We start from the raw sequence: 15,131 nt of genomic DNA, 5'->3' as shown, positions 1-15,131 counted from the left end.
CATGCACTCTACGGCGGCTCAACAATTGAGCGTCCACCGAGAGCCATGGACGCCTATACCCTGGGTATAGCGCAACACACTGCCTTCCGGCCACGGCACGCAGGCCGTTGCCCTGGCTGACGAAGCCGAACGTCCATTGAGAGCTGTGGACGCCTATACCCCGGGTATAGCGCAACACACAGCCTTCCCGATGCCGGCAGATTTCGGGTCCCTCCCTTCCGCGAACAGATTCCCGGTTCCGGAACTGCCCGGTCGTGCCGCCACCTGCCCACAAACAGGCGCTGCCTCGGTGCGGTTTGATGACTGACGGCCTTCCGGCCAATGGCGATGCTGGCCTCTCGTTCCAATACCGGGAGTCGTCAACATGGCCAACGAAACAGAATCTCTGCAATTGAACCTTGGGTCCTTGCGCAGCGCGATGTCGCTGACGCTGCACACCCACCATGCGTCGCGCATCTGGCACGGGCGCACGCCATCCGAAGGCAAGCCCGGCATCATCGGCCTCAACGGCTTTGTCGCCATCATGAACAAGCTGAAGCGCGGAGCCGAGCAGGACGACCCCTATTCGGACTGGTGGATGCTGCGCATCGAGGACAAGCTCAGCACGACCAAGGAGCAGCTTCAAACCCTGCGCGAGCAGGTGGACCAGGCGCTGGCCGACATTCCGCAGGCGCTCAGCCTCGGTGAAAATCTCAACGTGCAGCCCGTCAAGCTGCCGCTGTTCGTCTCCTCCCAGTTGGGCTTCATGGCGGTCTACCTTCTGGCCGACTATGACGATCTTGCCCGTCGCCTGATCCTGGCGCATCACACCGCCCTGATCGATCGCAGCACGCTTGAACGCTGGTTGGGCGAAGGTGCGCACTCCCTGCGCAGCCTGTTCAGCCTGGCGCAGCAGTACCGCTACTCCGGCACGAAACGTGACGATTTCGCTGCCAACAACGCCGCAGCACGCGCAGCCGTCGAGAAATATGGTGAGTTGCCGCAGGACGTGCTCGAAGGCGAGCGCCGCTCCCGCTTCGCACCGCCGCTCATCCGGCGTTCGCCACTGGCGTCGGCGACAGCCCGATCCGCAACCCCGGCAGTCGCCCCGGCCAGCGATACCGAAGAGACTGCGCCAGCCGCTTCCGATGAGGGGGCCGGCGATGAGGCATCCGCGTCGTCGGACGAAGAGGATGCCTCATCATGAGCGACACGATCCGCTTCGAAGCGCTGGAACAGACTGACTTCCAGAAGCTGGAACACGCAGCCTACCTAAAAGGCCTTTTGAAACCCTTTAAAGGTAATGGGGAGCTCGCGACCTGGGCCAGCCAGAGCACAGCGCTGCGGGACGACCTGATTGGCCTGGCGCAGCGCAGGGTGCTGGCGCAGGCCCGCAGCCACCCCTTCAACCTGCTCCCCGTTCAACTGGCCCAACAGAACACTGGCGCAGGAACGACCTTCCTCCGTTGGCGCAACCTCGATCGTTCCAGCATGGGTGTGGCGCTGTGGGAGGAACTGGTTGCGAGCCCCGCCACGCCGGCCGGCCTGATTGACGACCTCCTTGCACTGGAACAGCAGCGCATCGTGATCAACATGCAGATCAGCCTGTGCCACACCATTGCCCGGCAAGGTATGGAATGCGCCAGCAAGTTGGCGTCCGCGCAGGCCGTTCACCAGCGCAGGGCCGGCGGCGGGACCGGTACTGGTCCATCGACTGACGGGCCATCCTCATGAACGGGCCTGCCGCTGATGCAGCACACTGGCTCGACCGCACCCACGCCGGGGATTGCCGCCAGTTGTTGAAGCGAATGCACGAGGACGGCGTGCGGGTGCAGATGTGCGTGACCAGTCCACCGTACTTCGGCCTGCGCAGCTACCTGCAGGACGGCCATCCGGAAAAGCACCTGGAGATCGGGCGGGAGGTCACGGCCCGCGCGTATATCCGCGATCTGGTTGAAGTATTCCGCGCAGTTCGCGAGGTGCTGGCCGATGACGGAACTTTGTGGATCGTCATCGGCGACACCTACGCCGCGACCCGGACATGGCAGGCACCGAGTACCCGCGGCGGCCCCAAACACGCCGCTGCCCAACAGGGCGCCGGAGGCATGCGAACCGGCGACGGGCTCAAACCCAAGGACATGATGGGCATTCCCTGGGCGCTTGCTTTCGCCTTGCGGCGGGACGGTTGGTATCTGCGCCAGGACATCGTGTGGGCCAAACCCAATCCGATGCCGGAAAGCGTCTCTGACCGCTGCACCCGGTCGCATGAATACCTGTTTCTGCTCGCCAAGAATCGCCGCTACTACTTCGATCAGGACGCAATCCGCGAACCCTCAGCCGATTCACGCGGCCCCGGAAACATCCGCCCGGTCAGCGCACCGCCCGGCGAACGCGCTTCCGGCAGCAACGCAAACCTGCGCGGCAGCCTTCACAAGATCGGCGCGCGCAGCACCCGCAACAGGCGGGATGTCTGGACCATCGCCAGCAAACCATTCCGCGGGGGGCATTTCGCGGTGTTCCCCGACACGCTTGTGACGCCCTGCATTCTCGCCGGCTCCCGCATCAGCGACACCGTACTCGATCCATTCATGGGCAGCGGCACGACTGCCGTGGCAGCACTACGCCTGCAACGGCATTTCATCGGCTGCGAATTGAACCGGTCGTTCATCGACCTGCAACACCTGCACTGATGCCCATCGGTTCAGGTATTTCCCACCAGCAAGGAGTTTCACTATGAGCACGCACTACTACGGCGAGGGCAATATCGGTTCTGCGCCAGACTATCGGGAGTTTCCGAACGGGAACGACGAGCCGCGCAGGCTTCTTCGCCTGAATGTCTATTTCGACAACCCGGTTCCGACCAAGGATGGGTTCGAGGATCGCGGTGGCTTCTGGGCCCCCGTGGAAATCTGGCACCGCGATGCCGAGCACTGGAAGGACCTGTACCAGAAGGGCATGCGCGTTCTGGTCGAAGGCCGCGCCGTTCGCGACGAGTGGGAGGATGCGGAAGAAAACGAGCGCGTCACCTTCAAGATCGAGGCGCGGCGGATCGGCATCCTTCCTTATCGGGTCGAGGCCGTGACGCTCGGCGCGAAGCCACAGGAGATCGAGGGCGAAGCGGAGACGAAGCCGAAGGAGACCAGGGGGCAGAAGGAGCCAAAGCAGGGTAAGGCGTAAGAACAGGCAGCACCGAGGGCGGCTGCGCCATCCCGCAGCCGCCCTCAATCTTTGCTGTTCTCGCAGGGAGCAGGTCTTGCGGGGGCGACTGTAGCAATCAACATGCGCCCTCAATGCGCCAGTACGTCCGCCCTGCGACGGTTCCAGCCTGCACCTGCAGCAGCCACGTTCGGGCCGATCCCTGACGGCGAAGTCCACTGTCTTCCACTGAGGTCCGCGCGCGCACCGATGGCGAAGCCTCAGTACATCATCCCTTTCCCGCGATCGTTACTCACTGCCGCAACGATGCTCCCGGAGCGCAAAAAGCCGGTCAGCATCCAGTTCCCCTTGTTTGCTGCCTGCCGCTGCTACCCCCGACATGCTGATGCTCATTCGACGATCACCATGCCATTTTTCGGGGAGGCTGCATGCGACTGTATCTGTGCGAGAAGCCTTCGCAAGGCAAGGACATCGCCCGAGTGCTGGGTGCCAGGCAGCGTGGTAACGGCTGCTACAACGGACCCGGTATCGTCGTAACCTGGTGCATCGGGCATCTGGTCGAAGCGGCACCACCGGAAGCATACGGGGAACAGTACAAACGCTGGTCCATCGAACAGCTTCCCATTATTCCAGAGCGCTGGCGCAGCGAGGTCAAGGCCTCGACTGCCACGCAGTTCAAGACGGTCAAGCAACTGCTCGGACAGGCCACCGAACTGGTGATTGCCACCGACGCCGACCGCGAAGGCGAAATGATCGCCCGCGAGATTATCGACCTGTGCGGCTACCGCGGCTCCATTCAGCGGCTGTGGTTGTCCGCGCTTAACGATGCGTCCATTCGTAAGGCGCTGGATGCTCTGAAACCGTCGAGCGAGACATTGCCGATGTACTACTCGGCACTCGCCCGTTCGCGTGCGGACTGGCTGATCGGTATGAATCTCAGCCGCCTGTTTACAGTGCTTGGTCGTCAGGCCGGCTACCAGGGCGTGCTGTCGGTTGGCCGCGTGCAGACACCGACGCTGAAGCTGGTCGTTGACCGCGATCGGGAGATCGCGCGTTTCGTTTCAGTGCCGTACTGGGCTGTCGACGTGCAGCTGTCCCATGCGGGCCAATCGTTTTCCGCCAGTTGGGTGCCGCCCGAAGGCTCCACGGACGATGCCGGCAGATGTCTGCAACAGTCCGTGGCGTTGCATGCGGCAGATCAAATACGTGATGGCCGCAAGGCGCTGGTGCAATCGGTGGAAACCGAGCGCGTTCGCGAAGCTCCGCCATTACCGTTCGATCTCGGCACGCTACAGGAAACCTGTTCCAGACAGTTCGGCCTCGACGTTCAGGAAACGCTGGACATTGCCCAGGCCCTGTATGAGACGCACAAGGCGACGACCTATCCGCGCAGCGATTCCGGCTATCTGCCGGAAAGCATGTTTGCCGAAGTGCCGACAGTGCTCGATGCCATTGTGGCCACCGATCCCAGCCTGCGCCCGTTGATCGACCAGCTCGACCGCAATCAGCGTTCACGCGTCTGGAACGACGCGAAAGTGACGGCGCACCACGGCATCATTCCGACGCTGGAACCCTGCAATCTTTCGGCCATGTCGGAGAAGGAACGAGCCGTCTATGGACTGATCCGCGCGCACTTCATCGCGCAGTTCATGCCCCACCACGAGTTCGACCGGACCGTCGCGCTGTTATCCGCGAGCGGCCAGTCGCTGCAGGCGAACGGCAAACAGGTGGTCGTTCCAGGCTGGCGGCTGGCGCTTGCCGATCGGCGTCCGGTCAGCCCCGAGGGCGACGAGGAGCAATCTCAGCGCAGCCAGATCCTGCCCGCGCTGAGCAATGGCACCCAATGCGGCGTCGAGCAGGTGGAATTGAAGGCGCTGAAAACGATGCCGCCCAAGCCCTATACCCAGGGCGAGCTGGTCAAGGCCATGAAAGGTGTCGCCAAACTGGTGACGGACCCGAGGCTGAAACAGAAACTCAAGGAGACCACGGGGATCGGCACCGAAGCCACGCGCGCCAGTATTATCAACGGTCTTCTCGGCCGGAGCTATCTGCTCAAGAAAGGCCGCTCCATCCGCGCTTCGGATGCCGCGTTCACGCTCATTGATGCTGTACCGTCCGCCATTGCCGATCCCGGCACGACCGCCGTGTGGGAGCAGGCGCTGGACATGATTGAAGCTGGCCAGTTGACCCTGGACACGTTCATCGAGAAGCAGTCCATCTGGATCACTCAGCTGATCCAGCAGTATGGCAGCACCAGACTGGCCATCCAGGTTCCGGAGGGTCCGGCCTGTCCCGTGTGCGGCGCCGCAACCCGGCAGCGCACCGGCAAGACCGGCGTCTTCTGGTCCTGTAGCCGTTATCCCGATTGCAAGGGCACCGTGGCGATCGAATCGTCCGGTGGCAAACGTCCGCCCGCCCGCAAGCGGCGCGCGCCCCGCAAGAGGTCCTGAAGTCAGACACGTCCTGCCCAAACCGCGATTTCCAGCGGTTGTCAGGCATTGCCCCGCCAGCGGCGGGGTATCCCGAGCATGTCTCCGCCTTCTGCAAAGGCATGTTCCCCTCCAGCGGTTCGTGTCGCCGGGAGGGATGAAGGTGTTTTCCTGCCCGGCTGCATAAACGCAGCCTGTTGATCAGCGATTTCTGCGTCCGACCCGAAGGGTCTCCTGGCGCCTTGCGTGCGAGGTGCCAGGAGACCCTTCGGGGACGATGGTGTTCGATTCCGGTGCCCGCCGGTGAAACAACGGGTTCCTTTTGTGCGCGGATGTGCGCCGAACGATACCGGCCCCAGCCACGAAACGGGTCGGGTGCGATCGCTGACTCAGCGACAGGCTATGACGACGGCCCGGTCCCTGCGGCAGCCCACAGGTGGTTTCCTTGTCTTTCGCTGGAGGCGCTCAGCCTCCAGCGTCCCTGTTCCTCTCCTTCCTCACCTTGCCCCCGCCGAACCTCGGATCGCGCGGTCATGGGCGCTTGCGCCCCAACCAGAACAGGAGATGCGACATGAACCATCCCAACCTTCAGTACGGCAGCGTCTGCAGCGGCATCGAGGCCGTCAGCCTGGCCTGGCAGCCGCTCGGCTGGCATCCGGCCTGGTTTTCGGAAATCGAGCCGTTCCCGAACGCGGTGCTTGCCCATCACTACCCCGATGTTCCGAATCTGGGCGACATGACGGGTATCGCGGACCAGGTACTCGCCGGAACCGCACCCGCACCCGACATTCTTGTCGGCGGCACGCCTTGCCAGGCTTTCAGCGTTGCCGGTGCGAGGAAAGGCCTCGCCGACCCGCGCGGCGCGCTCACCCTGAAATATACGGAGCTTGCAAATGTCATCGATGAAACCCGCCAGCAGTTGCACCAGCCACCCTCTGTCATCGTCTGGGAAAACGTGCCCGGCGTCCTCTCCGACAAATCCAACGCCTTCGGATGCCTTTTGGGCGCACTGGCCGGAGAAAGCCGCGAACTGCAACCACCAGGGACCAAATGGACGCACGCAGGTTGTGTGTCTGGACCCCGCCGCCGCGTCGCGTGGCGGGTACTCGACGCCCAATATTTCGGTGTCGCCCAACGGCGCAAGCGCGTGTTTCTTGTGGCAAGTGGTCGTGATGGATTCGATCCCGCAGAGGTACTTTTTGAGCCCGATCGCCTGCACGGGGATTCTGCGGCGGGCGAGCAAGCGTGGCAAATCACTGCCGGCTCTCCTGGAAGCAGCTCTCATCGCCCAGGCGGCTTTTCCGGATCTATGGCCGGAGCCTACGAACGGGTATCCGTCACCGTCTGCTTCGGAGGCGGCAACAGGCAAGGGCCGATAGATACAGCGGCTTGCCTGACCGCGCGGGGACACAAGTGCGATTTCGAGGTTGAAACCTTCGCGGCCCAGTCGGTCACCGGGCAGCGGACGCACGCCCTGAACACCGCCAACGGCGGCAAAGGTAGCAGCGAGGACGGGACCGGACGCGGCGTGCCAATCGTCACGCATAAAGCGCCTTTGCCGGGAATGCCTGTCGCCTTCTCCCAAAACAGCCGCAACGAGGTTCGCCTTGAGGGCGGTGACGGGCAAATCGCGGGCGCGCTGTCGATTGGTGGTGGAAAGCCTGGCCAGGGATTTCCCGCGATCGCGTACGCGCCTGCCCGATACGCCGCACCGGTAAGTCCGGGCGGGCAGCAAGCACCCATCCTGGGTTTCACGGCCAAGGACTACGGCGCCGACGCTCTCGAAAACCTGGCCCCAACCCTCCGCGCGGGGGGCCACGCCGGAAGTCATCCGAATGCCGGCGTCATGCCGGCGATCGCCTTCAAAACGCTGCAAGCGACCTTCAACTACGAGATATCCGGCACGCTGATCAGCCATTACAGCAAGCGGCAGGAAAACCCGGACACGATCCTCGGCCCGGATCTGGTTGCACGCTCCGTCGCTGTGCGTGGGCGGGAGGGCGGCGCGACGGCCGAGTTGGGCGGCGCCGTGGCTGACGCCCTGCGCGCAAGCGACGGCGGCAGCGATAAACCCCACGTCCTGCTGCCCTCGCTGGAGGCTTATTTCCATGGCGAGCTGATCCCAAAAGACGAAAGTGGCTGGGCGCAGTGGGCGTGCTGGCGCGTGCGGCGCCTGATGCCTTTGGAATGCGAGCGTCTTCAGGGGATGCCAGACAACTACACGCTGGTGCCATATCGCGGCAAGCCTGCAGCCGATGCGCCGCGCTACAAAGCGATCGGCAATTCGATGGCGGTCCCCTGCGTTGCATGGCTCGGGCAAAGGCTTGCCCAGGTCATGAACGCATAACATCCGGGGCCGTCAGTCGGACTTCATCGTCAATTGAGACGGTATTCCATCTCATGGATATCTACCGGGTCTGCATTGCTGATCATCGTGAATACGTAATCGAGACACTGATGCAGCCCCCAGATATCCACATAGTCATAGGTTCCCCGGCGTGCCAGTTTTTGAGCATCCTTCTCCCTCAACTGGGCATATGCATACCATTCACGAGCACTTCCAAAGCGGTGATGCCAATCATGACAAACCAACGATCCCTGGACGATCAGCATCCTGCATGGCAAATGAAAGAACAGATGCACAAGCCCCCATCTTATCCAGCGGCCGCTGTTTCCCAGAGAGAAATCGGCCGGGCATCGGGAACCACAGAAACGTGCCAGGCAATTCTTCACATGGCTATCACGCACGGTCTCGTCCGATCTCCGTAACAGCCATACATGCTCGGTTAACAGGTGCAGCAATGAAGCCATCTGGTACACGACGACAAAAGGCACAAGAATGACGAGGGTGAAGAACAGTGCTCCATATTTCACCCCGACGCCGACCAGGAACGCCGTCCACACCAGCGACATGACGCGGCGGTAAAGAGCCACATCGGCGTAGTTGGACCGGACCCGACCCCACAGGTATGACAGATGGAAAGATGGATTGATCAGCGTCAGGAGGAGATTTCTGTATAGCGCTCTCTTGCTTTTCCCCGGAGTGAAGCCGAGCTTGTAGATAGCGGCCAGATCCTTGTCCTGAAATGTAGAGAAGTCCTTGCCGTGGTGTTCGTAGACATGGAACCTGCGATACGGTTCATACGGCTGCACGATGAATATCGTTGACAGGATTTCACACAGAACTTTATTTACAAGCTTATTCCTGAATAAATGTCCGTGAACGCCGTGATGAATGATCGTTGCGACCACGTATCGTGCGCCTGATGCGGAAAATATCACGCCGACGGAATACAGCGCGACCGCAACAGCAACATTAAGACTGCCACGAAGCGAAAATGCGGTCAGGAAAACACCTATGGCAACCCAGGCCAACGACCACAAAACCATTTCCGCAGAGCTTGAGCGCCAGAGTTGATCCCGATTGAGAATTTCCTTTCCCGTCAACCACGTCCATACTCCTTGAAACGGCAGTCTTTCGTAAGATCTTCTTATTTCTGTAGATTCATCATATCCCTTTATTAATGTCTCCATGGCGCCTCCCTTGGATTTCTTCAGTTACAACACATAAACGAGTACGTAGAACACCAGCAAACTCGTGAGTACCGAGACCACCATCTGCCGGATGAAGATGGCGATCACCACAGCGCAGATTGATCCCAGGAAATACGGATTACCCGGGAACGCTCTGACGATATCGTTCTCCATTAGAATGATCGGCCCGCAAATGGCCGTTAGCAGGCACGGCGCGGAATACCGCAAAGCGTCATGGAACACCTGCGGCATTTTCACCGGGGTATTTGGGTCGAGAAAAACGTAACGATTGACGAAGACAATTGCCGCCAAGGTCAATAAGAGAGCCCAGGTCATTGCCGCTCCTTCGCGATACGGGACACAAAGACTGAAACCATCATGCTGGCGCAGCCTGCGATCACAATTGCACCTTCCACGTCCAGATAGGTGAGCAGCATGGAAAGCAGGAGCGAGGAAATGACGCCGACGAGCGTGCTGATGTTCTTGATCATTGGCACGACGATCGTGATGAAGGTCGCGATGATTGAAAAGTCTAGGTGGTATTGATCGAGGTTTGGAATGGATGTCGCCATCGCGATACCCATAAGGCTGAACACAACCCAACCGATATAGAACGTAATTCCTGCGCCCAGCAAATAACTGGCCGACAGATCACGCTTCCGATCCTCCTTGCTGCTCAACGCAAATAATTCATCGGTCAGCAAGAAACCTATTGGCAACCGGAACCTCAGATGAAGAGTGGAAACAAACCGCCGGAGGTTCAGGCCGTAAATGAGATGCTGCGATGTGATAAAAAACACCGAAATGATGATCGTGAGCGCATTTGCTCCCGACATCAGCAGTCCCAAAGTGACCAGTTGGGCCGCGCCGGCAAAGAAAATCGCAGACATGCCGACGCTCTGCCAAAAGTCGAGACCGGATTGAACCGCCATCGAGCCCGCGAGTATTCCCCATGGAATCACGGACACGCATAGCGGCAGCATCTCTACGACACCGGTGAGGAAATCCCGTCGCCATGTATGCTGATGCCGTGATGAGTGTTCATCAGGTATTATTTTTTCCATTGCTTGCTTGTCAGTCAGAAAGTTTGAAGTTGACTGAGGCTAACAACATGGAATGGCGGGGTATTGGATGAATTTGCTCATCACATCCGCGGTCGCGCCTGAACTTCCAGCAGGTTTAGCGGCTGGTTACGGAGCAGCAAATTGCCACGCAGAAAAGCGCCCGACTGGATGTTCCCGGCGTCAGGACATGCAGCTGGTTTTCTTCCGCACGGAACGGCGGAAATGAGGTCTGACGCTACCGGGGTAGTCTTTCCCTCATCCTATTTTTTGCAACAAGCTCGCCGACCGAAACAATTACGAAAAGCCTCGTACAAACTCGCCCGGCGTGATGCCTACCGACCCCTTGAAGTGGCGGCTGAGGTGGCTTTGATCCGTAAAGCCGCATAGGGTGGACACAGTGGCAATGGGATGCCCTTTCAACAGCAACTCTTTTGCCTTCCGGACCCGAGCCTGAACGAGGTAAGCGTGCGGCGGGATGCCGACAACCGATTTGAACTGCCGCAGGAAGTGCCACGGGCTCAATCCGGCTATTTCGGCGAGCTCAAGCAGGGACACATCCCTTTCAGGGCAACTGTCTATGAGTTCTTTGATCGCCATGACGCGGTGCTCTGCGGATGGCAGTTCACGCGGTGTCAGCCGCGTTTTGCCATGACGCATCATTAGCCAGGTCAGCGATGACATCAGCATCGTTTCCTTGAACAGCGTATTTCCCGGCTGCGCAAGCAACGTAAAGGTCATCATAAGCTGCTGCGCCAGGCCCGGATCATGCAGCACCGCGTCAGGAAACCACGGAACACTACCCTCCGGCTGGCGAATATCCCTGGATATAGACCGGAACAAATCGGGATGAGGATAAATGGCCCTGTAAGCCCAGCCGTTTTCCAGTTCGGAGCATCCGGTATGCACATCATCGGCATTGACGAGAATGATGTCTCCCCTGGGAGCCACATGCTCCCCTCCGGAGCGATAGAACCGCTGGGCTCCGTCCTCGATCACGCCTATGCAGTAGGTCTCATGTACGTGCCGCGGAAAGCGCTGGCGAACATAACGCGCCTGAAGCATCTCCAGACCGCCCAGTTCGCTAAGGTGACGATACCGGGCTTTCTCCTCGATCCGTTTTTTTCCTGCCATCCGGCGATCTCCTTTTTTGTACAAAATTGCTGATCCTGGCATCAGAAAAATGCGCCGCGTGGTCGCGATGGATGCGATTCAGGGGCATTCAACAGACTTGTGTTGCGGCACGCGCGCGCACCAGTTGACCGGGAGTACGCGAGCGTACCCGTGCTAGTCGTCGCTGATCAGGTATGCCCGGTCTGAGGCAACAGGAGCTTGCGTGCATCCTTTAGCAACAGCAATAACTGCTGCTCCCGTACGGGTGATGCCTCGAAGCCGAAGCGCAGGTAGAAGCGCGCAGCCTCATCATCAATCGGGTGCGTCAGCATGGCCCGCACTCCAGCTTGCTCCGAAATGATGACCGTGCGACGAATGGCTTCCTGCAGCAGCCCCACACCAATTTCGTGCCCGTGCATCCGCTGGTCGACAGCCAACCGCGCCAGAATGACAACGGGAACGGGATAGCTCCCCATGCCTTTTCGCACACGGTCGGGCGCTTCGAGCGTATCGATCTGGCCTACGGTCAGGCTGAAATACCCAACGACCCGCTGGTCGTCGGCTACGACATAAGTTTTCGCAGAGCCGCTGGACTGCGACTGCCGGGCATGCCGAACCAGCCAGTCGTTCAAACTGTGTTTTCCGCAATCGAATTCATCGACCACATGAAATGCGGCCAGAGCTGATGGCCCCGTCAATGCCATCAGCTACTCCACGGTGCAGTGCGTGAGAACAGATCCTTGAGCCCTGCATTGTCCTGTGCTGGCCGATCCAGCAAATCCAGAAGCGCATGCGACTGGCTGCCCGAGACCACGAACAGGCGCTGGTCAAGAAGCGTCTGCTCCGCCACCTGATAGGCGCTGTCGAGGATGAAGTCCGTCATCGACTTATGCGCGACGTCGGCCGCCCTTCGCAGCACAGCTTCTTGCTGCGGCGTTGCGCGGAGTCCGAACCGTGCGGTTTTCGTTGCTGAAGTCCCCATAGGAGTGCCTCCGTGAGTTGAAATTGTACGCCATGTTAGCACAACAGGCGTACAAACTCCAGTCCGACCATGACGGTAACGAGGTAGCTGCTGTTCGCGGATTGGAGCGGGACATAAGCGTCCTTCGCTGTAAGTCTTGCCGTATGCGTTGCTGATCCCGATCAGCGCCATGCCAGCAGCCAGGTCTTCAGGCTGCGCCGTGGAACAACCACGTAGACCGATCCAGTCCGCTTCGCATCATTCTCGCGGACGCACGCCACAGCCGGCGTCGATGCATCTCGTCCCCGCGCGATCACGCTCTTCCAATTCATGCCCGGCGCCTACCGGCCAGCCGCGGCATGTCTTCGCTCGCGCTTTCATCCTTCGCGCCCATTACGGCGCATGACTGTCAGGAGGCCCCCATGGGCACTATTCGTCTCAAAACGAACCAGCACCGTCTGATTTCCAATCTTCGACATGCCTTCAATCCTCAATCCATGCTCGGCGAGCTGCTGCAGAATGCACGGCGAGCCGGCGCGAAGCACGTCCACATCACCGTGGACGACGACGCGATCACTGTCTGCGACGATGGTTCCGGCATCGCCGACCTGCAATCTCTCATTCACATCGCCGAATCCGGCTGGGACCCGGAACTACAGGCGCGCGAGAACGCCTTCGGTATGGGCGTGCTTTCAACCTTGTATTTTTCCAGGCATCTGTCGGTGCATTCGGGCACGCAGGCGTTCAGTGCCAGCACCGCGACCATCATCCGCGGCGACGGCATTGAGGTCTACGCCGAAAAGCCTCGTATCGGCACGGAGATTCGTCTCGACGGCGTGCAATCTCCGACTGCCGGCGTCAATCTGCCGGTTTGGGCGGAACAGCAGCTCAAGAGGTTGTGCGAAGCCTTTCCGGTGCCTGTCTTCCTCAATGGCATGGAACTGGCTCGACCACTGACCGATCCGTCATTGCCTTGGCGCGAAACGCCTGTCGGCCGGATTCTGCTCAACCTGGAGGCATCGTGCGTCCAGTGGCAGAGCTTCTTGCAGGGACTTCCCATCGGGCTTTCTCCCAGAGTGTCAAAACATCACGTAGTAGTGTTGCGCGACGACATGATCGCCCGGCTTCCCGATCGGCAGCATCTTCTCAATGAAGCTGACGAGTGTGTTCGCATCAGGGACGCGATCAATCAGGCTTACCGCCAGGCATTGATCGAAACCAGGGAGCGGTTGCCGGCCAGCGAGTTCATCGAGCAGTATGCCGAAAGGTGCCTTTCCTCATCCAATGCAGACCTGCTGAACGATATCCACTTTGTTCCGCTGGCATGGTTCCGTGACTGGCACGGTGTTCCCCCCGGATATGTCCGCTTCTGGGAACGCTATCTGCGCACCGGCATATCGGCCAGCGAGGCATTGAACGAGGCTGGCGTCTGGCGCATCGCCAACGGCGAGGACAATGATGAAACTGCTGCCGAGGTCTATCTGAGCGCTCGCGAAGGCTTTTTGCTGGAGGAGACGCGGCTGGATGCGGGGCACTGGCTGATGTCCATGGTCAGAACGATCGACTCCGCGCAGGTGGTGATCCAGCATGCAGCCACGCTGTATGAAGACCGTCACACTGTCCTGGCAGACGGCTCGGTCTCCCTGGTATTGGTCGAAGGTCTATGCGTCAGCCTGGAAGGTGAGCCCGGCGAGTATCCGGTAGCCGCAGTGCGCAGGGCCGACACGCTCTACCTCACCACGGAGGCATATTCCGTCACCCGCCTGGTCTCGGACTATATCTTTAATGACCGCTACGAGGAGGCCAGCGAAGAGGAGGATGGCCGGACCATCAGCACTTTCATCGCCGTCGGCTGCTCGCAGGACCCCGTTCACGTCATCGGTGCCCTGCTTCCGGACACGCTGCGCTACACGCCGCAGTCCAGGCTGGCCGGTGCGACGGTACGGCTGGTCTTCGATGATGAAGGAAAGTTGCAGACGATCACCGGTTGATCCATTTCTCACAAACGCTCCTTCGGGAGCGTTTTTTTTGGCAATAGGGCGGCGTCAGCATTCCGATTGAAGCAGGACGAAGCCTCCCGGAAACGCCACGCTCCTTCTCATGCGTTGCTGATGATTCAGCACCATGCCAGCAGCTACGGTCGTCCAGGCTGCGCCGCGGTTCCCACGCGCCGACCGAACCAGTCCGCTTCGCATCAGGTCCGCGGATGCACGCCATAACCGGCGTTGATGCAAATTCTTCCTCAACCCCTTCGGGACACACGCTGCGTCCTGCCGGGATGTGGCTGTTCCCGCCTCATTCCAAAGGAAATTCCCATGACCATTCATCAACAGCGCATCACCCTGAAAAGCCTCAAGGTTGCCGACTTCGCCAGCGAGGAAACACTTTGCTTCACCGCTGTCGTGTTGTTCGACGGCGAGCCTGTCGCCGATGCCAGTAATGACGGCCACGGTGGCATGACCTTCGTCCGTTCCCGCGACGGCAAACAGTCGAAGCTCTCCGAAGCTGAGCAATTTGCCGCAAGCCTGCCGGCAGTCGTCACCGACTATGACGATCCCCTGGATAGCTCCCGCAAATTCACCATCCAGATCACGCTGGATTACCTGGTCGATGACCTTGCCAACACGATGCACGCGGACAAGAAAATCCGTGCCGCCTTCAATCGTGATATCGGCAACAAGGTGCTGTTCGTCAAGGACGGCAAGTTACTGTTCCTCAAGGGCGCCAAGCTCAAGACCGTCACCGACAGACCTGCCTACTTCGCCAGGCTGCGGGCTGCGCAAAAGCAGCCAATCGTCATCCTCGCCGAGCTCGCCCCTGATGAGGCTTTCGCACTCTGGAAAAAGCACACCGGCAACGATGTTGCGTCCTGACTGCCCGCTGGCGGTCATAGCCGCG

The 15,131-nt window shown here is 60.1% G+C and carries 15 protein-coding genes; 8 read left to right on the top strand and 7 right to left on the bottom strand.

The window, feature by feature from the left end; all coding sequences use genetic code 11:
- Nucleotides 1-364: 364 nt before the first annotated feature.
- From FY156_01040 to FY156_01015, 6 genes are all read left to right on the top strand, one after another.
- Nucleotides 365-1,186, top strand: coding sequence for a TIGR03761 family integrating conjugative element protein (locus tag FY156_01040; GenBank protein UXS00173.1), 822 nt, complete (start codon nucleotides 365-367; stop codon nucleotides 1,184-1,186).
- Nucleotides 1,183-1,713, top strand: coding sequence for a DUF3158 family protein (locus FY156_01035; GenBank protein ID UXS00172.1), 531 nt, complete (start codon nucleotides 1,183-1,185; stop codon nucleotides 1,711-1,713). The genes FY156_01040 and FY156_01035 overlap by 4 nt, the downstream gene beginning before the upstream one ends.
- Nucleotides 1,710-2,669, top strand: coding sequence for a site-specific DNA-methyltransferase (locus FY156_01030; protein ID UXS00171.1), 960 nt, complete (start codon nucleotides 1,710-1,712; stop codon nucleotides 2,667-2,669). Before FY156_01035 ends, FY156_01030 begins: the two co-directional genes overlap by 4 nt.
- 43 nt (nucleotides 2,670-2,712) lie before the next feature.
- On the top strand, nucleotides 2,713-3,156 hold the full coding sequence (locus FY156_01025; GenBank protein ID UXS00170.1) for a single-stranded DNA-binding protein: 444 nt from the start codon (nucleotides 2,713-2,715) through the stop codon (nucleotides 3,154-3,156).
- Between the two features lie 407 nt (nucleotides 3,157-3,563).
- Nucleotides 3,564-5,585 (top strand): DNA topoisomerase III, encoded by a 2,022-nt coding sequence (locus tag FY156_01020; GenBank protein ID UXS00169.1) that lies wholly within the window; start codon nucleotides 3,564-3,566, stop codon nucleotides 5,583-5,585.
- Nucleotides 5,586-6,135: 550 nt separating this feature from the next.
- Nucleotides 6,136-7,911, top strand: coding sequence for a DNA cytosine methyltransferase (locus FY156_01015; protein UXS00168.1), 1,776 nt, complete (start codon nucleotides 6,136-6,138; stop codon nucleotides 7,909-7,911).
- A gap of 29 nt (nucleotides 7,912-7,940) precedes the next feature.
- On the opposite strand, the gene FY156_01010 is transcribed toward FY156_01015, so the two are convergent.
- The 7 genes from FY156_01010 to FY156_00980 all read right to left on the bottom strand — a co-directional run bounded on the left by FY156_01010 (nucleotide 7,941) and on the right by FY156_00980 (nucleotide 12,565).
- Nucleotides 7,941-8,816: a hypothetical protein gene (locus FY156_01010; protein UXS02972.1), complete on the bottom strand. Its 876-nt coding sequence runs from the start codon at nucleotides 8,814-8,816 to the stop codon at nucleotides 7,941-7,943.
- A 306-nt stretch (nucleotides 8,817-9,122) separates the two neighbouring features.
- Complete coding sequence (locus FY156_01005) at nucleotides 9,123-9,434, bottom strand: AzlD domain-containing protein (protein ID UXS00167.1); 312 nt, start codon at nucleotides 9,432-9,434, stop codon at nucleotides 9,123-9,125.
- Complete coding sequence (locus FY156_01000; protein UXS00166.1) at nucleotides 9,431-10,162, bottom strand: AzlC family ABC transporter permease; 732 nt, start codon at nucleotides 10,160-10,162, stop codon at nucleotides 9,431-9,433. Before FY156_01000 ends, FY156_01005 begins: the two co-directional genes overlap by 4 nt.
- Before the next feature lie 294 nt (nucleotides 10,163-10,456).
- Nucleotides 10,457-11,293: an AraC family transcriptional regulator gene (locus FY156_00995; GenBank protein UXS00165.1), complete on the bottom strand. Its 837-nt coding sequence runs from the start codon at nucleotides 11,291-11,293 to the stop codon at nucleotides 10,457-10,459.
- 167 nt (nucleotides 11,294-11,460) lie between these two features.
- On the bottom strand, nucleotides 11,461-11,976 hold the full coding sequence (locus tag FY156_00990) for a GNAT family N-acetyltransferase (GenBank protein ID UXS00164.1): 516 nt from the start codon (nucleotides 11,974-11,976) through the stop codon (nucleotides 11,461-11,463).
- Nucleotides 11,976-12,254, bottom strand: coding sequence for a DUF1778 domain-containing protein (locus FY156_00985; GenBank protein UXS00163.1), 279 nt, complete (start codon nucleotides 12,252-12,254; stop codon nucleotides 11,976-11,978). The genes FY156_00990 and FY156_00985 overlap by 1 nt, the downstream gene beginning before the upstream one ends.
- A 161-nt stretch (nucleotides 12,255-12,415) precedes the next feature.
- The gene (locus FY156_00980; GenBank protein UXS00162.1) at nucleotides 12,416-12,565 is read right to left on the bottom strand and encodes a hypothetical protein; all 150 of its coding nucleotides are present in this window, start codon (nucleotides 12,563-12,565) and stop codon (nucleotides 12,416-12,418) included.
- 90 nt (nucleotides 12,566-12,655) lie between these two features.
- Here FY156_00980 and FY156_00975 point away from each other — a divergent pair, with 90 nt between their 5' ends.
- Nucleotides 12,656-14,224 (top strand): ATP-binding protein, encoded by a 1,569-nt coding sequence (locus FY156_00975; protein UXS00161.1) that lies wholly within the window; start codon nucleotides 12,656-12,658, stop codon nucleotides 14,222-14,224.
- A 324-nt stretch (nucleotides 14,225-14,548) separates the two neighbouring features.
- The gene (locus tag FY156_00970) at nucleotides 14,549-15,106 is read left to right on the top strand and encodes a hypothetical protein (protein UXS00160.1); all 558 of its coding nucleotides are present in this window, start codon (nucleotides 14,549-14,551) and stop codon (nucleotides 15,104-15,106) included.
- Nucleotides 15,107-15,131: the final 25 nt, after the last annotated feature.

Source organism: Agrobacterium tumefaciens, assembly GCA_025559845.1.
Taxonomy (GTDB): domain Bacteria; phylum Pseudomonadota; class Alphaproteobacteria; order Rhizobiales; family Rhizobiaceae; genus Agrobacterium.
Note: the sequence above shows the minus strand (reverse complement) of the source record. Positions and strands in the feature narration are given on the sequence as shown.